The sequence below is a fragment of the Ketobacter sp. GenoA1 genome (assembly GCF_003671475.1).
Taxonomy (GTDB): domain Bacteria; phylum Pseudomonadota; class Gammaproteobacteria; order Pseudomonadales; family Ketobacteraceae; genus Ketobacter.
In genome coordinates this window covers 116,953-132,023 of the sequence record NZ_RCHM01000007.1, presented here as the reverse complement: position 1 = coordinate 132,023, position 15,071 = coordinate 116,953, and the positions used below count along the sequence as shown (strand labels likewise).

The window sequence follows — 15,071 nt, the reverse complement described above, 5'->3', positions numbered from 1 at the left end:
TCAGTGTAGCAGCCGGGGTTTGATGCTCCAGTTGCTGGACAATTGCCCTCTGGAGCCCGCCTGTGTCCGAATCCGATCTGCCCCGTATCCGCTTGAAAGCGAAAGAAGAACGTCGCCTGAAAAGCGGTCATCTGTGGGTCTACAGCAATGAGGTGGATATCACTTCATCCCCGTTGCAGGGCCTGCCGCCCGGTATCGAAGCGGTGTTTGAAGAAGCCTCCGGCAAGCCCATTGGGCGCGGCTATGTGAACCCCCATTCACTGATATGCGGGCGTCTGTTGAGCCGGGATCCGAAGCGAAAACTGGACCAGCGTTTTATGGAATTGCGCCTGCAGCAGGCGCTGGCGCTGCGGGAGCGGGTCTACGGCCAACCGTTCTATCGCCTGGTATACGGAGATAGTGATGGCCTGTCCGGGCTGGTGATTGACCGCTATGGTGATGATCTGGTGGTGCAACTGAATACGGCGGGCATGGAGCGTCTGAAACCGGTGATCCTGGCGGCACTGGATGCGGTGGTGCGGCCCCGGGCTGTTCTGCTGCGTAACGACAGTCCGCTGCGGGAGCAGGAGGGTCTGCCCCAGGAGGTGGAGGTGGCCAGTGGCCGGTGGCCTGAGTATTTGTCGGTGCAGGAAAACGGCGTGACCTTCAACGCCGCCGGCGAGACAGGGCAGAAGACCGGATGGTTCTATGATCACCGTGAAAATCGTCGCGAACTGATGCGCTGGGTAAGGGGCAAGCGCGTGCTGGATGTGTTTTCCTATGTCGGCGGGTGGGGGTTGCAGGCCATGGCCGCCGGTGCCCAATCGCTGTCTGCCATTGATGCCTCGGCCGCGGCACTGGATCAGTTGCAGGCCAATGCGGAGCAGTTGGGGGTGGCGGATCAGGTCACCAGCTACGAGGGCAATGCCTTTGATGCGCTGCAGGCGTTACTGGAAGAAGGCATGAAATTCGATGTGGTGATACTGGACCCGCCGGCCTTCATCAAGCGCAAAAAAGATTACAAGAACGGCCTCAATGCCTATAACAAACTCAACAGCCTGGGATTGCGTTTACTGGAAAAGGACGGCCTGCTGGTGTCCGCCTCCTGTTCCATGCATTTGCCGGAACAGGCGCTGCTGGATTCAGTGCGGGCCGCCGCCCGCCATATTGATCGCCACGTGCAGCTGGTGTTCCGTGGCTCGCAGGGCCCGGATCACCCGGTACACCCGGCCATTGTGGAGACCCAGTACCTGAAGGCGCTGTTCTTTCGGGTTAACCCGGCTCTGTAGGCACGCGCTGCCCGGCCCCGGATTCCAGGGCCCGCGATAGCTGCTGCCGCAACGGGGCCGGTTGGTCGGCGCTGGGGGCGTCCGTTGCCGGCGGCAGGCCCGGTATGGCGCCATCGGCCAGCCAGGCAGCCAGGTGCGTGCTGACCTGGGTATTGTCCGGCTGCTGCTCCAGCGCCGTTAACATGGCTTGGATCTGCTGCCTGCGCCAGGCCTCTGCCGCCGTCTCCGAGCTGGGAAACTCACCGCTTTGCCACAGGTTGCGCAGGGCCTGGCTGTCTTTTGTCAGCAGGCGTAAAGCCAGTTCCAGCAGGTGTCGGCGGCGGTTGTTGGGGTGTGCCTCAATGGGCAGATCCGTAAAGCCGTCGTCCCACAGGGTGGCAGGTTCATAATCCGTCACAGGCCGGGCCGGTAACTCCGGTTGCTGTCGTTGTTCCCCCCATAACAGGAAGGCCACCACAGAGAAACCAATGCTGACTTCGGTTTCATCAGTGAGGCCGTGTTGCTGGCGCAGGTTGCTTTCATCCAGCAGCAGGCTGGCATCATTAACGATGCCGCTGTATGGGTAGCCGCTGACACGGTCGATGAAGCCCGGCATGACCAGGGGTTGCCCCAGATTGTTGCGGGCCGCCTGCAGCGCCTGCCGGTGTGTCTGGGTAAAGCCCCGCAGCAGGGTGCTGGCCCGGTAAAGATCAAAGCAGGCCTGCCATTGCGCCTGAACGGTCTCCAGGTTAGTGGTGTCGGTCTGTTGCAGAAATTGCTCCCCCAGTGTCTCCAGGGTCTCGGTGCACACCACCAGGCCATCCAATAGCTCGGTGCTGCGGCGGCGAAAGGTTTCCAGGGCCGCAAGCGATTCCGCCGTGATGGGTACGCTGACGGGGGTGGGCTGCTGTTGTACCGGCTCCGGTTGTGGTGCCGGTTGCGGGTCGTCACAACCGCTGGTCAGTATAAGGGCCGTGATCAGGCCGATACCGGAATAACGCTTCATCAATCGCGCAGGGAGATGCATGGCCAGCCTCGCTGTTGGGCTGCGCTGGTGAGCCGCTGGTCACCATCCACCACCACCGGATGGGTCACGGCCTGCAGCAGCGGCAGGTCATTGATGGAGTCGCTGTAAAAGTAGCTGTTGTCCAGGGTGTGATGGGTTTGCTGCAGCCACTGATTCAAGCGCGTCACTTTGCCCTCCTGGTAGCAGGGGGTGCCGACAATGCGTCCGGTGTAGCGGTCACCTTCCACTTCCGGGTCGGTGGCGAGAATGTCATCCACCCCCAGGGCCTGGGCGATGGGGCGGGTAACGAAGCCGTTGGTGGCGGTGATGATCAGCAGAAAGTCGCCCTGTTCCCGGTGCCTGCGCAGCAGGGCATCGGCCTTGGGCTGGCGCATGGGGTTGATGTATTCCGCCATAAACTGGGCGTGCAGCGCTGCCAGTTCCGCCAGGGTAAAGCGGGTCAGGGGTTCCAGCGCAAAAGCCAGATATTCCATGATGTCCAGCTTGCTTTGCTTGTAGAGTTCATAAAAGTGATCATTCTGCCGGCGGTAGAATGCTTCATCAACGATGCCTTTGTTCACCAGAAACTCGCCCCAGGCGTGGTCGCTGTCACCGTTCAGCAGCGTGTTGTCCAGATCGAATATGGCCAGGCTCATAGGGTGTTACTTCTTCTGCAAAGTTGGAATTGGTGACAGTTTATCAGGCTGCCGTGGCCCAATAAACGCTGCAGAGGGATCAAAGCGATCAAAAGCTTAGAAAAATCAAAGAAATAGTTCTATAGTAATATGAAATTAAATTGCCATGCCTGTACGTTGTACGTACTTAACCCAGTTGTGCGCACGGGCAGACTAGGGTATTTATAAACCTAGTGAAGAATTGGAACCATTAGCGTGATCGATGAGGATGGATTCAGGCCGAATGTTGGGATCATTCTGGCGAACCCTCGTGGGCAGGTGTTGTGGGCTCGGCGAGTTGGTCAGGATGCCTGGCAGTTTCCTCAGGGCGGAATCGCGGAAAATGAAACGCCGGAACAGGCGTTGTACCGTGAGCTGCACGAGGAAATCGGTTTACAACCGGAAGACGTGCACATAGTCAGCTCTACCCGGGGCTGGCTGCGGTATCGTTTGCCCAAGCGTTTTCTGCGTTACCGCAGCAAACCGTTGTGTATCGGCCAGAAACAGAAGTGGTTTCTGCTGATGCTGACCGGCTGTGACAGCCGGGTCAGTTTTGCTTACGGCGACCCGCCGGAATTTGATGATTGGCGTTGGGTCAGTTACTGGTACCCGCTCAATCAGGTGGTGTCGTTCAAACGGGAAGTTTACCGCAAGGCGCTGAAGGAGCTGGCGCCTTCCCTGCATGCCATTGCAGCGGAGGCGGGAGATAATAAAACCATAAGAAATCAGTAGCCTGTGTTGCAATATTAAGGCGATACCAAGGGAATTACTGAAATGAACCGTCAGCTGCGAGAGCCGTTCTATGCTGGAAACCTTAAGACGTATCGTACAGGAGGTAAACGCCGCCCCTGATCTGTCTTCCGCGCTGGATGTGATGGTGGCCCGGGTACGTCTTTCCATGGGCACGGAGGTGTGCTCCATTTATCTGCTGGATCATAACGCCAATCGTTACTTCCTGATGGCCACTGAGGGTCTGAAGAAGGAAGCGGTGGGCACGGCCACGCTGCATTTTTCAGAAGGCCTGGTGGGGCAGGTGGGTATGCGGGAAGAACCCATCAACCTGGACGATGCCCCCAGTCATCCCAAATTCCGCTATCTGCAGGAAACCGGTGAAGAACCTTTCCACTCCTTCCTGGGTGTTCCCATCATTCATCATCGCAAGTTGCTGGGCGTTATTGTTGTGCAGCAACGGGACCGACGCCGTTTCGATCAGGAAGAAGAAGCGTTTCTGGTTACCTTGTCGGCTCAGTTGGCGGCGGTGGTGGCCCATGCGGAAGCCACCGGCTCCATCGATGGTATTTTCGGCAATACCATGGGGGTGGCCACCAAGTTTGATGGTGTGGTGGGGTGTATCGGGGTGGCCATCGGTTCGGCCTTTGTGGTCTACCCGCCGGCGGATTTCAAATCGGTGCCGGATCGCCCGGTGAAAAACATCCGCAAGGAAATGAAAACCTTTAACGATGCGCTGAAGCGGGTGCGGGCCGATATCCGGGCCCTCAGTGAGAAAGCATCGCTGACGCTGCCACCGGAAGAACAGGCCCTGTTCCAGGTGTACGAGCGTATGCTGGATGATAACGCCCTGGCCGGTGAGATACGGGCCCATGTGCAGGCCGGTAACTGGGTGCAGGGCGCTTTGCGGGAAGTGGTGTTGAAGCACGTGGCGGCTTTCGAAGCCATGGAGGACGCTTACCTGCGGGCGCGGGCCTCGGATGTGCGGGATCTGGGGTTACGGATTCTGGCGTATCTGCAGGAGGCAAAAACCCTCACGGCGCCCATCCCGGAACGTGCCATCGTCATGGGCGAGGACATCACACCGACTATTTTTGTCGACATCCCCCGTGAACGGATTGCCGGTATTGTTTCCCTGCACGGTTCCAGCAACAGTCATATGTCCATTGTGGCCCGTTCGTTGGGCATCCCCACCGTGGTGGGGGTGGGTGAATTCCCCCTCTCCAGGCTGGAAGGGTTGCAGCTGATCGTGGATGGCCACCGCGGTGAAGTGATTGTTGAGCCGGCTCAGGAAGTGGTGCGCCAGTATCAGGCCATCATCAGTGAGCAGGAAGAGCTCTCCAAAGAGCTGGAATCGGTCACCGACCTGCCCTGTGAAACCACCGACGGCCATCGGGTGAATCTGTTTGTCAACACCGGCTTGATGGCTGATGTGAACATCTCTTTGCAGCGTGGTGCCGAAGGGGTGGGTTTGTACCGTACTGAAATCCCTTTCATGGTGCGGGATCGTTTTCCCAGTGAGCTGGAACAGATGGAAATCTACCGCCAGCAGCTGGAGGCGTTTTACCCGGCGCCGGTGACCATGCGTACCCTGGACATTGGCGGTGATAAATCACTGTCCTATTTCCCCATTCATGAAGACAACCCGTTTTTGGGTTGGCGCGGCATTCGGGTCACCCTGGATCATCCGGAAATCTTTCTGGTGCAGATTCGCGCCATGCTGTGGGCCAGTGAGAGTCTGGACAATCTGCGCATCATGCTGCCCATGGTGAGTTCAGTGATGGAAATCGACGAGGCCATGCACCTGATTCACCGGGCGTACCTGGAGGTGCTGGAAGAAGGCGCCCATGTGCAGATGCCGGAAGTGGGTGTCATGATCGAGGTGCCCGCTGCGGTTTATCAGATCAAGGATTTTGTGCAGCAGTGCGATTTTATTTCCGTGGGCAGCAATGATCTTACCCAGTATCTGTTGGCGGTGGATCGCAATAACCGGCGTGTTGCCAGCCTCTACCAGGCGTTTCATCCGTCGGTGTTGCGGGCCTTGAAGCACATTGTTGATGCTGCCAGGGAAGAGGGCACACCGGTCTCCATTTGTGGTGAAATGGCCGGGGATCCCCGTTCCGCCGTGTTGCTGATGGCCATGGGCTATGAAACGCTGAGTATGAGTGCCTCCAGTTTGTTACGGGTCAAGTGGGTGTTGCGCAAGGTGAGCCTGGAAGCGGCGCAGACGCTGCTGGAGCAGGTCTGGAAAATGGATAACGCGGCAGTGATCAAGAGCCATGTTGATCTTATGCTGGATCGCGCCGGACTGGGCAGTTTTATTCGCCCGACCCTGTTTCAGGGGGCTTCATCCCAGGAGCCGCCGGTCCCCGCCTGAGCGATCGGCAACCGCGTCCTGGGTGTCGAACAGTGCCTGCAGTTTGGCTTGCAGCTCTTCGAATTCCAACGGCTTACACAGGAAATCGTCCATACCGGCCTGCTCGGCCCTGGCTTTGTGTTCCGTCAGTACGTGGGCGGTGAGGGCAATCACCGGTTTGCGTTGGCGCTGGAGCTTGGCTTCCTGCTGGCGCAGCAGACGGGTGGCTTCATAGCCATCCAATACCGGCATTTCGCAATCCATCAGTACCGCATCGAATAGGGCATAATCCTGCAGCAGCATATCCAGAGCCTGGCGCCCATTGTCGGCCACATCATATTCCACCCCCATTTTTACCAGCATTCTGCACACCACCATCTGGTTGATGGGATTGTCCTCCGCCACCAGCACCCGCCGAGTGGCCCGCTGGGCCGGTTGATTCCGCTGGGCTGTTTGGGGGGCTTCAAGCCGGCCGCACAGCACATCGAACAGAGCCTCCCTTAACTGCGGCCACATCACCGGTTTCTGGATGACGTGATGTACCCCGGCCTGTTGTAAGGCGTCGTTGGCCGGGGTGGGCCGCAGTGGTGTTAACACCACGCGCTTGCACTCAGGCAGCAGTTGGGCTTGATCCAGGCGGGAAAAGCACGCCAGTCCGTGGTTGTTTTCCAGCGTGCTGCTGACCACCAGCAACACCGGGTTGCGTACCTGTACAGCGGCCTGGCGACAGCATTCCAGCCCCTGCTCAATGGATTGCGCGGTGTGTAGATCAAGCCCCCAGGGTCGGGCCTGTCGTTGCATCAGGTCGAGAAATTCAGCGCTCTCATCCACCAGAATCACATGGCTGTTGCGCACGGCATCATATTGCTCCGCTTGCAGTGGGGCTGCGCGGGGTGGCTGGCTGCGCAGGGGAATGGTAAAGCAAAAGCGGCTGCCTTGCCCCGGTTGGCTGGTGACGCTGATCAGCCCCCCCATCAATTCCACCAGGCGCTGTGAGATGGTCAGGCCCAGGCCGGTTCCACCGAATTGACGGGTGGTGGTGGAGTCCGCCTGCACGAAGGCACTAAACAGGTTTTGCCGAATGGGCTCGGGGATGCCGATACCGGTGTCCGCAACCTGAAAGCGCAATTGCGCGGCGCCGGATGAATCCTCCGTGCTCACCATCAACTGAATACGGCCCTGTTGTGTGAACTTGAACGCGTTGCCCAGCAGGTTCAGCAGAATCTGCCGCAGGCGGGTGGGGTCACCCTGAATCTGTGCCGGCAGGTTGCTGTCGATTTCCACCAGAAACTGCAGCCGTTTGCGTTCGGCGGTCACGAAAAAAACCGACGCACATTCCAGGCACAGGTTCTCCAGATTGATGTCGATATCCTCAAGCTCCATTTTGCCGGCGGCTATCTTGGAGTAGTCCAACACGTCGTTGATGATGTTCAGCAGCGCTTTGCCGGAGCTATTGATGACCTTCAGGTATTGCTGCTGCTGAGGAGACAGGGGCGTATCCTGCAACAGTTCGGCCATCCCCAGCACGCCATTCATCGGTGTGCGAATTTCATGACTCATGGTGGCGAGGAATTCGCTTTTGGTGCGGCTTTCGGCTTCTGCCTCAATGATCTTCTGCTGGGATTTGAGTTCATCCACTTTGGCGTTGAACTCCATTTCCAGGTAGCGCTCCCGTTCGTTGCGCAACAGTTTTTCATTTTCCAGAGCGCGCTGTTGCGCGGCGTATTTCTGGCGGCGTTCCTGGTTAATGCGATCTGCCAGTGCGAACGAAAGCAGCACCACTTCCATCATGGAGCTGATTTGCATGGAATGCTCGGTAAAGAAATTGCGTGGCACTATACCAATTTTATTGAGTGACATGATGATGCTGGCCACCATCAGTGTGCTGTAGGCCAAGACGTAGTAACGGGCCTCACGCAGTCCACGGTACAGGAGGTAGCTGCCGGAAAGCAGGGAGGATGTGCAGGCGGTGAACCCCACCACAATGGCGATCAATATGGACAGTTTGTAGGGCAGTAAAAATGAGAAAATCAGAATCCAAGCGTACAGAATGGCGTGGGTCAGCAACAGGTAGTAATAACGTGGACTGTTCTTTTTCAGCTGCAGGAGCGAGATGGTGAAAGCAGAGGCGAAGCAGCCGAACACCCCCAGGGATGCCACCACCGCGGATTGATTGAGCACTGGCCATTGCGGCCACAGGTATTGAAAACCAAAGCCGTGCAGCGCGGCCATAAACAAACCGATACCGGCGATGGAGAAGGCATAGTAGATGTAAGAGGGGTGGCGTACGGTGAAGAAAATGAACAGGTTGTAGAGAATCATCACCACGAGCATGCCGAAGTACAACCCCTGCCCCATCAGATAACGTTGTCGATCCTGGTAGAAGGCATCCCGTTGCCAAAAAATCAATGGCACCTGCACAGCGCTTTCTGTCTGCACCCTTAGGTAGAATTGTTGACGTTGATCGGCTTCCAGCGACACCGGGATCAGGAAATTATGATGATCCAGCGGACGTTCAGAGTACGGTAAAGTGTCCCCCAGGGTCAGTGGAAATGCAGGCGCGCGGCCGGGAACAGCAAAAACCGTTACATGGTCAAGAATCGGGTAGGCGATTTCCAGCAGCCCGTCCAAGGGCTCACTGCTTTGGTTGCTGAGGGTAAAGCGAAACCAGTAGGTGGCGGTATCAAAGCCAAAGGAGGGCGAATCGGTCAGCACCGGCTGCCACTGATCCGGTGGTGTGGCCTGTACGCTGGCCCAATCCCGGGTACCACCGGGATCACGAAGATAGTCGATACCCGGCGCCAGATTCAGCTGCTTAAAGCCCGGCTGTCCAACCACCAGTACCCTGTTGGCGCCCACCGGGTTGGCCCAGGCAGGGTTCAGCGTCAACATGCACAGCAGTAAAAAACCACACAGGCGCTGCAGCGCCACAGTGCCGCAGGCGGAAACGGGATAAAGCAAAGGCCATACCTTGATCAACCACTAAGTACGTTAAATATAGTTCAGGAATGGCCCGGGTGTGGAAGGCTCTGATGGTGTTAATCGCAGCCAGAATCCCTAGGTGGATTAGTACGGCTGCCAGGGGTCAAGCGCCAACTGGACATCCTCGCGGCCGCTGGGATCGCCGTTACTGTCCCAGCTCCACTCGGTGAACTGAACCTCGCCATCTTTGCTCACCAGGAGCACGGTGCTGGCGCGGGTACCGTAGCCCATCGCCTGGCCTTCAATAAAGCGCGATGACAGTATACGTTCCAGTTCCAGGCTCACGCCGGTGGCCGGTAATTGGCGGTCGCTGGGGCGCTGTCGATGGTTGAGAATGGGCAGCAGCTGATCCGGTGACAGGGTGTCGTTTTGGGTCAGGCTCTGCTGCAGCGCCCGGCGGCCACCTTCCAGCTTGGGCCAGGGGGTGTTGAGCAGTGCGTTGCTGACACCATGGATGCCGGCGCCCAACGGCTGGGGAGGGCCGTTGCGATTGCTGGCATAGTACAGCCGGCTGACGTGACCGCATATCAGGTTGAAACCGTTGTAGCGTTCCGGCCGCAGGTGCCGCAGGTAACTGACTGCGGATTGTTCAGCGGTGAGGAACTCGCTCACCAGGTGACCCCGGCTGATTACGCCTTGGGGCTCGGCTACGTCCGGTTCCCGGATATTGGTGAGGGCGGCAAAGCGGCCGTTGCGGTTGATGCCGAGCCAGGTGCCGCCGGCGCTGAGATCCCGTCCGGCCAGCAGCTGCGGGGCATCCGGCCAGAAACCGGCGGGCAGGCTGGGGCGTGCGAAATACTCGTCCCGGTTGGCCGCCACCACCAGGGGATACTGCGGGTGAACCTGGCAGGCAATCAGAATCAGACACATGGTTTGAAAGCCGTTGATTGGTGTACACTAGTGCCCCTGCAAATAGACCGCAGTGGGCAGGCGATTGCAGAGCACATAATAGCCCACACTCGCGCCGGTTGATATTGCCTCCGGTGAACTTCAACGTTCTCGTTCGACCACGATCGACTTAGTTTGATAAGGAATTCCGCCATGTTGATGTATCCGGAAATCGATCCGGTGGCGATCCAGCTGGGCCCCCTCAGTGTGCGCTGGTATGGCATTATGTATCTGATCGGATTTGCCTCCGGTTACTGGTTGCTGTCCCGCCGTGCCCGCAAGCCCAATTCCGGCTGGACCACGGAACAGGTCAGTGATCTGATTTTTTATGGCGCCCTGGGGGTGATTCTGGGGGGGCGTATCGGCTACGTGCTGTTCTATAATTTTTCCGCTTTTCTGGGTGATCCCCTGCTGCTGTTCAAGGTCTGGAATGGCGGTATGTCGTTCCACGGCGGGTTTCTGGGGGTGATGCTGGCCATGTGGCTGTTTGCCCGCAAAAATCAGAAAAACCTGTGGGACATTCTGGATTTCGGTGCGCCCATGGTGCCCATCGGCCTGGGTGCCGGCCGCATCGGCAATTTTATCGGCGGTGAGTTGGTGGGGCGGGTCACGGATGTGCCCTGGGGTATGGTGTTTCCCCACGTGGATAATCTGCCCCGCCACCCATCCCAACTCTATCAGGCGGCGTTGGAAGGGGTGGCGTTATTCTGCATACTATGGTTCTTCTCGGCCAAACCCCGCCCCCGGTACGCAGTTTCGGGCATGTTTGCGTTGTGGTATGGCATTTTCCGTTTTGGCGTCGAATTTGTACGTCAACCGGATGGGCATCTTGGTTTTGTGGCCCTTAACTGGCTCACCATGGGGCAAATACTGTCACTGCCCATGATCCTGCTGGGTGCAATCCTGTTGTATCTGGCGTACGGCAAACGTAATGGAATCCAATCGACATCATGAAAGAATACCTTGATCTTCTGCGCCACATCAAAGACAACGGCGTGAGCAAAAGCGATCGTACCGGCACCGGCACCAGCAGTGTGTTCGGCTACCAGATGCGCTTTAACCTGGCCCATGGGTTTCCATTGGTAACCACCAAAAAAGTGCACTTGAAATCCATTATTCATGAGCTGCTGTGGTTTATTCGCGGCGAAACCAATATCGCCTATCTGAAAGAAAACGGCGTGTCTATCTGGGACGAGTGGGCCGATGATAACGGCGAGCTGGGCCCGGTGTATGGCAAGCAGTGGCGCTGTTGGGAAGCGGTGGACGGCGGCGCGGTGGATCAACTGGGTCAGTTGGTGGAAGAAATCAAACGCAATCCGGATTCGCGCCGCCTGGTGTTGAGTGCCTGGAACCCGGCGGTGCTGCCGGATGTCAGTAAAACGCCGAAGCAAAACGCGGCGGAGGGCAAGCAGGCGTTGCCGCCCTGTCACTGCCTGTTCCAGTTTTATGTGGCCGATGGCAAGTTGTCCTGCCAGTTGTACCAGCGCAGTGGTGATGTGTTTTTAGGGGTGCCTTTCAATATTGCCTCCTACTCCCTGCTGACTCTGATGGTGGCACAGGTGTGCGGCCTGCAGCCGGGGGATTTCGTGCATACCTTTGGCGATGTGCATCTGTATTCCAATCATGTTTTTCAGGCTGAGCTGCAGCTGTCGCGGCAGCCGCGCCCGTTGCCCACCATGAAAATAAACCCGGCGGTGACGTCGTTGTTTGATTTTGTGTACGAGGATTTTGAACTGGTGGATTACGATCCCCATCCCGCCATCAAGGCACCGGTCGCAGTTTAGGGGGCAGGCATGATATCCCTCATTGTGGCCAAAGCCGACAACGGTGTTATTGGCCGTGATAACAAAATGCCCTGGCATATTCCCGCGGAGCTGAAGCATTTCAAGGCCCGCACCATGGGCAAGCCCATCATCATGGGGCGCAAAACCTTTGACTCCCTGGGGCGGGTCCTGCCCGGGCGCCCTCATGTGGTGATCAGCCGCAGCGCCTTGTCTTTGCCCGAAAACTGCTACGCCGCGCGTTCACTGCAGGAGGCCATCAGCACGGCACAAACTCTTGCTGAGCAGGGTGAAGTGGTGGTGATCGGCGGTGCCGAAATTTATCGGCAGGCATTGCCATTGGTTGATCGCCTCTACCTTACTGAAGTGCACATAGAACCTGAAGGGGATACCTGGTTCCCCGAATTGAATCCCGGTGACTGGCAGGAAACAGAACGTGAAGACGTGCCTGCTGACGCCGACTCTGCAATTGCCTACAGCATTGTGACCTATCAACGTAACTGACACGACGATACGACATGTTTAAAAACCTATTCAAACCCAAATGGCAAAGCGCCAAACCCCACGTGCGCATTCAGGCGCTGCAGACTTTGAATGTAAGTGATGAGAACGAGTTTCACATTATCGAATTGATGGCCAAGGGGGATGTGGAAAACGAAGTGCGGCTGGCGGCCATGAAACGCATTCCACAGCGGGAAAAACTGCTCACCCTGATCAAGCAGGAAAAAGACAGCAGTGTGCGCTTTGCGGCCATAGAGCATTTGATTTCCGTGTTGTCGGAAAACGCCAATGGTGTTGATCCGGTGATACGGGATATGGTGGGTGAACTGGATAGCCACGCCCTGGCCGCGATTGTTGAGCAAACCCAGAATGTCGATCTGGGCTGTCTGGCGTTGGCCAAGATCAGTGATGAAACCCTGTTGGAAAACTATGCGGTGAAATTGCCGTTGGCGCAGCTGCGGCAGGCCGCGGCCGGCAGGCTGCAGGCAGAGGATGTACTGGAGCGGGTGCTGAAAGCCAGCAAGGGAAAAGACAAGAGTGTGTGGCGCATCTGCAAGGACAAACTCAACGGCCTGCGTGCGGAACAACAACAGGAAGCCTCCATGGAACAGCAGATCGGTGAGCTGTGCCAAAGTCTGGAAACCTTGTCCCGCCTGCCCTATGACAATCTTTACGGGCCCAAGCTTGAGCATTTGCAGAAGCAATGGCAGCGCATGCAGCATCACGCCGATAATGAAGCCACGCAACGCTTTAATCGGGCCTATGCCCTGTGCAAGGCCACCATTGATGACATCCACAATGAGCAGGACCGCCTGGCGGAAGAAACCAAGCGCCAGCGGGAAGCCTTGCAGGAACGGATGGCCGCTTGTGAGCAACTGGAGGAAGCGGTACGTCAGCTCAGTTCCATCGCGGTGCTGCAGCCTGGTGATATTCCGGCGTTGCAGGCCCTGTTGAACACGCAGAAAACCCGCTGGGAGGAAGCCGCCACGGTGGTGGAGCCGGCGGCCGATGAGCGCAAGCGTTTCGCCCGAATTCACGGTTTGTTGCAGCGGGCACTGGACGCGGTGCGTTTGCTTGGGGAGCGGGATGAGGCCATCCGAGAGGCGGCCACTGCAGTACTGGAACTGCAGGAGGCCACCATGGCGACGCTGCAGCAAAAGCAGAAGCGACTGGCGCGTGCCCTGGGCGATCTGAAATGGCCGGAGGAGCTGGCCTGGCCGGAAGCGCTGAAACTGCATCAGCAGGCGCTGGATCATTTTGCCCGGCTGCAGACCAAAGCCGGCGCCATGGAAGAGGACGCCATCAATAACATCAAATCCCTGCTGGCGGACCTGGCCAGTGAAATTGAGCAGGGCCATCTCAAGCCCGCCAACCGGCTGCTGAAGGAAGCCAATCAGCTGGTCAGGCATTTGCCGGTGAAAGTGGCGTCCGGTTACCAGAAAAAACTGCGTGAACTCACTGTTCAGATTAATGAATTGCGTGACTGGCAGGGGTTTGTGGCGACACCGAAAAAAGAAGAGTTAATAGGTGAAATGGAAGCCCTGGTGGACAGTGAGTTGGATCCGCAGGCGCTGTCCAATAAAATTCGCCGGCTGCAGGAAGAGTGGCGGGGGCTGGGTGAAGCGGATAAAGGGCGCAACAAGGAATTGTGGGAGCGTTTCAGCGCCGCGGCCGATAAAGCCTACGAACCGTGCCGTGGCTATTTCGAAAAACTGTCTGCAGTACGCCAGGCCAATCTGGATAAACGGCACAATGTGTGTGAGCAGTTGGCAGCTTATCTGCAACAGTACGATTGGGATAATGCCGACTGGAAAGCCGTGAACGAAGTGTATGAGACCGCCAAGAATGAGTGGCGCCTGTACACGCCGGTGGAACGTAAGGAAGGCAAAAAAGTTCAGGATCGTTTTAACGGTCTGCTGGATCAATTGCGTGACCGGCTGCATGGTGAGTTTGAGCGCAACAAAGCAAAACGGGAACAACTGATTGCGGCGGTGGAAGCGCTGCTTGAGGTGGAAAACCTGGCGGACGCCATCGAACAGGCCAAGTCGTTGCAGCGGGATTGGCGTAACGTGGGCCTGGTTGCCCGGCGCGATGATGCCCGCTTGTGGAAACGTTTTCGTGCTGCCTGTGACAAAGTGTTCGAGCGCCGTGATCAACAGCGTGAAGTGGTGCAGAAAGAGCGTGAGCAAAATCAGGTACACGGTGAACACCTGTGTGAACAGATAGAACAACTGGCAGAGGGCGATCTGCTGGACATCAAGGGTGCGCGCCAGGAGTTCCGCCAGCTGAAGCAACGTTTCCAAGATCTGGGCCCCATGCCGCGGGAGCAGCTGGAGGCAATCAAGTCGCGCTTCCAGAGTGTGTGTGAGCTGTTTCAGCAGGCCGTTGACAGGGCCGCCGCCGCGCAACGGGAACAGGGATTCAAAGAGCTGTGGCGCCGGGCGGGCATTTGTGACGAGCTGGAGGAAACCCTGGTGTCAGCCAGCCAGGGGGAAATGTTCGGGGCGGCACCGGATTCGGAATGGAACAGTGAACAGGCCCTGCCGGATGAGGCGGAGCCGGTTATCCAGGCCCGCTATGAGCGGGTACTGGCGGCCATGCAGGATGGCGCCCTGCCCGCTGCCGAGGAGTTGGCGGATAATGGGGCCAAGCTCCATGAACTGTGTTTGAAACTGGAGATTGCTGCCGGTGTGGATTCCCCCGCTGAAGACCAGCAGCAGCGCATGGCATTGCAGGTAAACCGGCTTAACGACGGGCTGACCCATCGCGGTGAGGCACAAAGCGGCCGCGAACTGATTGAGCAGATGCAAATTGAGTGGGCTGGTATTGGCCCGGTAACCAGTGAAGCCCGTGAGCGTTTCGGCGCGCGTTTCCGGGCAGTGTTACGTCAGATTCAGGCGTAAATCC

The 15,071-nt window shown here is 57.7% G+C and carries 11 protein-coding genes; 7 read left to right on the top strand and 4 right to left on the bottom strand.

Annotated elements, in window-relative coordinates:
• Positions 1–62: 62 nt before the first annotated feature.
• Positions 63–1,268, top strand: coding sequence for a class I SAM-dependent rRNA methyltransferase (locus D9N13_RS00615; RefSeq protein ID WP_290584654.1), 1,206 nt, complete (start codon positions 63–65; stop codon positions 1,266–1,268).
• Here D9N13_RS00615 and D9N13_RS00610 read toward each other — a convergent pair.
• The gene (locus D9N13_RS00610; protein WP_290584652.1) at positions 1,252–2,253 is read right to left on the bottom strand and encodes an imelysin family protein; all 1,002 of its coding nucleotides are present in this window, start codon (positions 2,251–2,253) and stop codon (positions 1,252–1,254) included. The genes D9N13_RS00615 and D9N13_RS00610 overlap by 17 nt on opposite strands.
• On the bottom strand, positions 2,253–2,909 hold the full coding sequence (locus D9N13_RS00605; RefSeq protein WP_290584650.1) for an HAD family hydrolase: 657 nt from the start codon (positions 2,907–2,909) through the stop codon (positions 2,253–2,255). Before D9N13_RS00605 ends, D9N13_RS00610 begins: the two co-directional genes overlap by 1 nt.
• Before the next feature lie 234 nt (positions 2,910–3,143).
• Between D9N13_RS00605 and D9N13_RS00600 the strand changes: the two genes are divergently transcribed.
• Both D9N13_RS00600 and ptsP read left to right on the top strand, forming a co-directional pair.
• Positions 3,144–3,659 carry an RNA pyrophosphohydrolase gene (locus D9N13_RS00600; RefSeq protein WP_290584648.1) on the top strand — a complete coding sequence of 172 codons (516 nt, stop codon included), beginning with the start codon at positions 3,144–3,146 and terminating at the stop codon, positions 3,657–3,659.
• Positions 3,660–3,729: 70 nt separating this feature from the next.
• On the top strand, positions 3,730–6,033 hold the full coding sequence (gene ptsP, locus D9N13_RS00595) for a phosphoenolpyruvate--protein phosphotransferase (RefSeq protein WP_290584646.1): 2,304 nt from the start codon (positions 3,730–3,732) through the stop codon (positions 6,031–6,033).
• Here the strand turns inward: ptsP and D9N13_RS00590 are convergent.
• Both D9N13_RS00590 and D9N13_RS00585 read right to left on the bottom strand, forming a co-directional pair.
• A complete protein-coding gene (locus D9N13_RS00590; RefSeq protein ID WP_290584644.1) occupies positions 6,004–8,973 on the bottom strand; it encodes a hybrid sensor histidine kinase/response regulator in 2,970 nt (989 codons plus the stop codon). The genes ptsP and D9N13_RS00590 overlap by 30 nt on opposite strands.
• 105 nt (positions 8,974–9,078) lie before the next feature.
• A complete protein-coding gene (locus tag D9N13_RS00585; RefSeq protein ID WP_290584642.1) occupies positions 9,079–9,864 on the bottom strand; it encodes an NRDE family protein in 786 nt (261 codons plus the stop codon).
• A gap of 171 nt (positions 9,865–10,035) precedes the next feature.
• Between D9N13_RS00585 and lgt the strand changes: the two genes are divergently transcribed.
• Genes lgt through D9N13_RS00565 form a run of 4 tightly spaced genes read left to right on the top strand, consistent with a single transcriptional unit; the run spans position 10,036 to position 15,067 of the window.
• Positions 10,036–10,836 (top strand): prolipoprotein diacylglyceryl transferase, encoded by an 801-nt coding sequence (lgt, locus tag D9N13_RS00580; RefSeq protein WP_290584640.1) that lies wholly within the window; start codon positions 10,036–10,038, stop codon positions 10,834–10,836.
• Positions 10,833–11,666, top strand: a complete 834-nt coding sequence (locus D9N13_RS00575) for a thymidylate synthase (RefSeq protein ID WP_290584638.1) — start codon at positions 10,833–10,835, stop codon at positions 11,664–11,666. The genes lgt and D9N13_RS00575 overlap by 4 nt, the downstream gene beginning before the upstream one ends.
• A gap of 9 nt (positions 11,667–11,675) precedes the next feature.
• Positions 11,676–12,167 (top strand): dihydrofolate reductase, encoded by a 492-nt coding sequence (locus tag D9N13_RS00570; RefSeq protein WP_290584636.1) that lies wholly within the window; start codon positions 11,676–11,678, stop codon positions 12,165–12,167.
• Between the two features lie 14 nt (positions 12,168–12,181).
• Positions 12,182–15,067: a DUF349 domain-containing protein gene (locus tag D9N13_RS00565; RefSeq protein ID WP_290584634.1), complete on the top strand. Its 2,886-nt coding sequence runs from the start codon at positions 12,182–12,184 to the stop codon at positions 15,065–15,067.
• Positions 15,068–15,071: the final 4 nt, after the last annotated feature.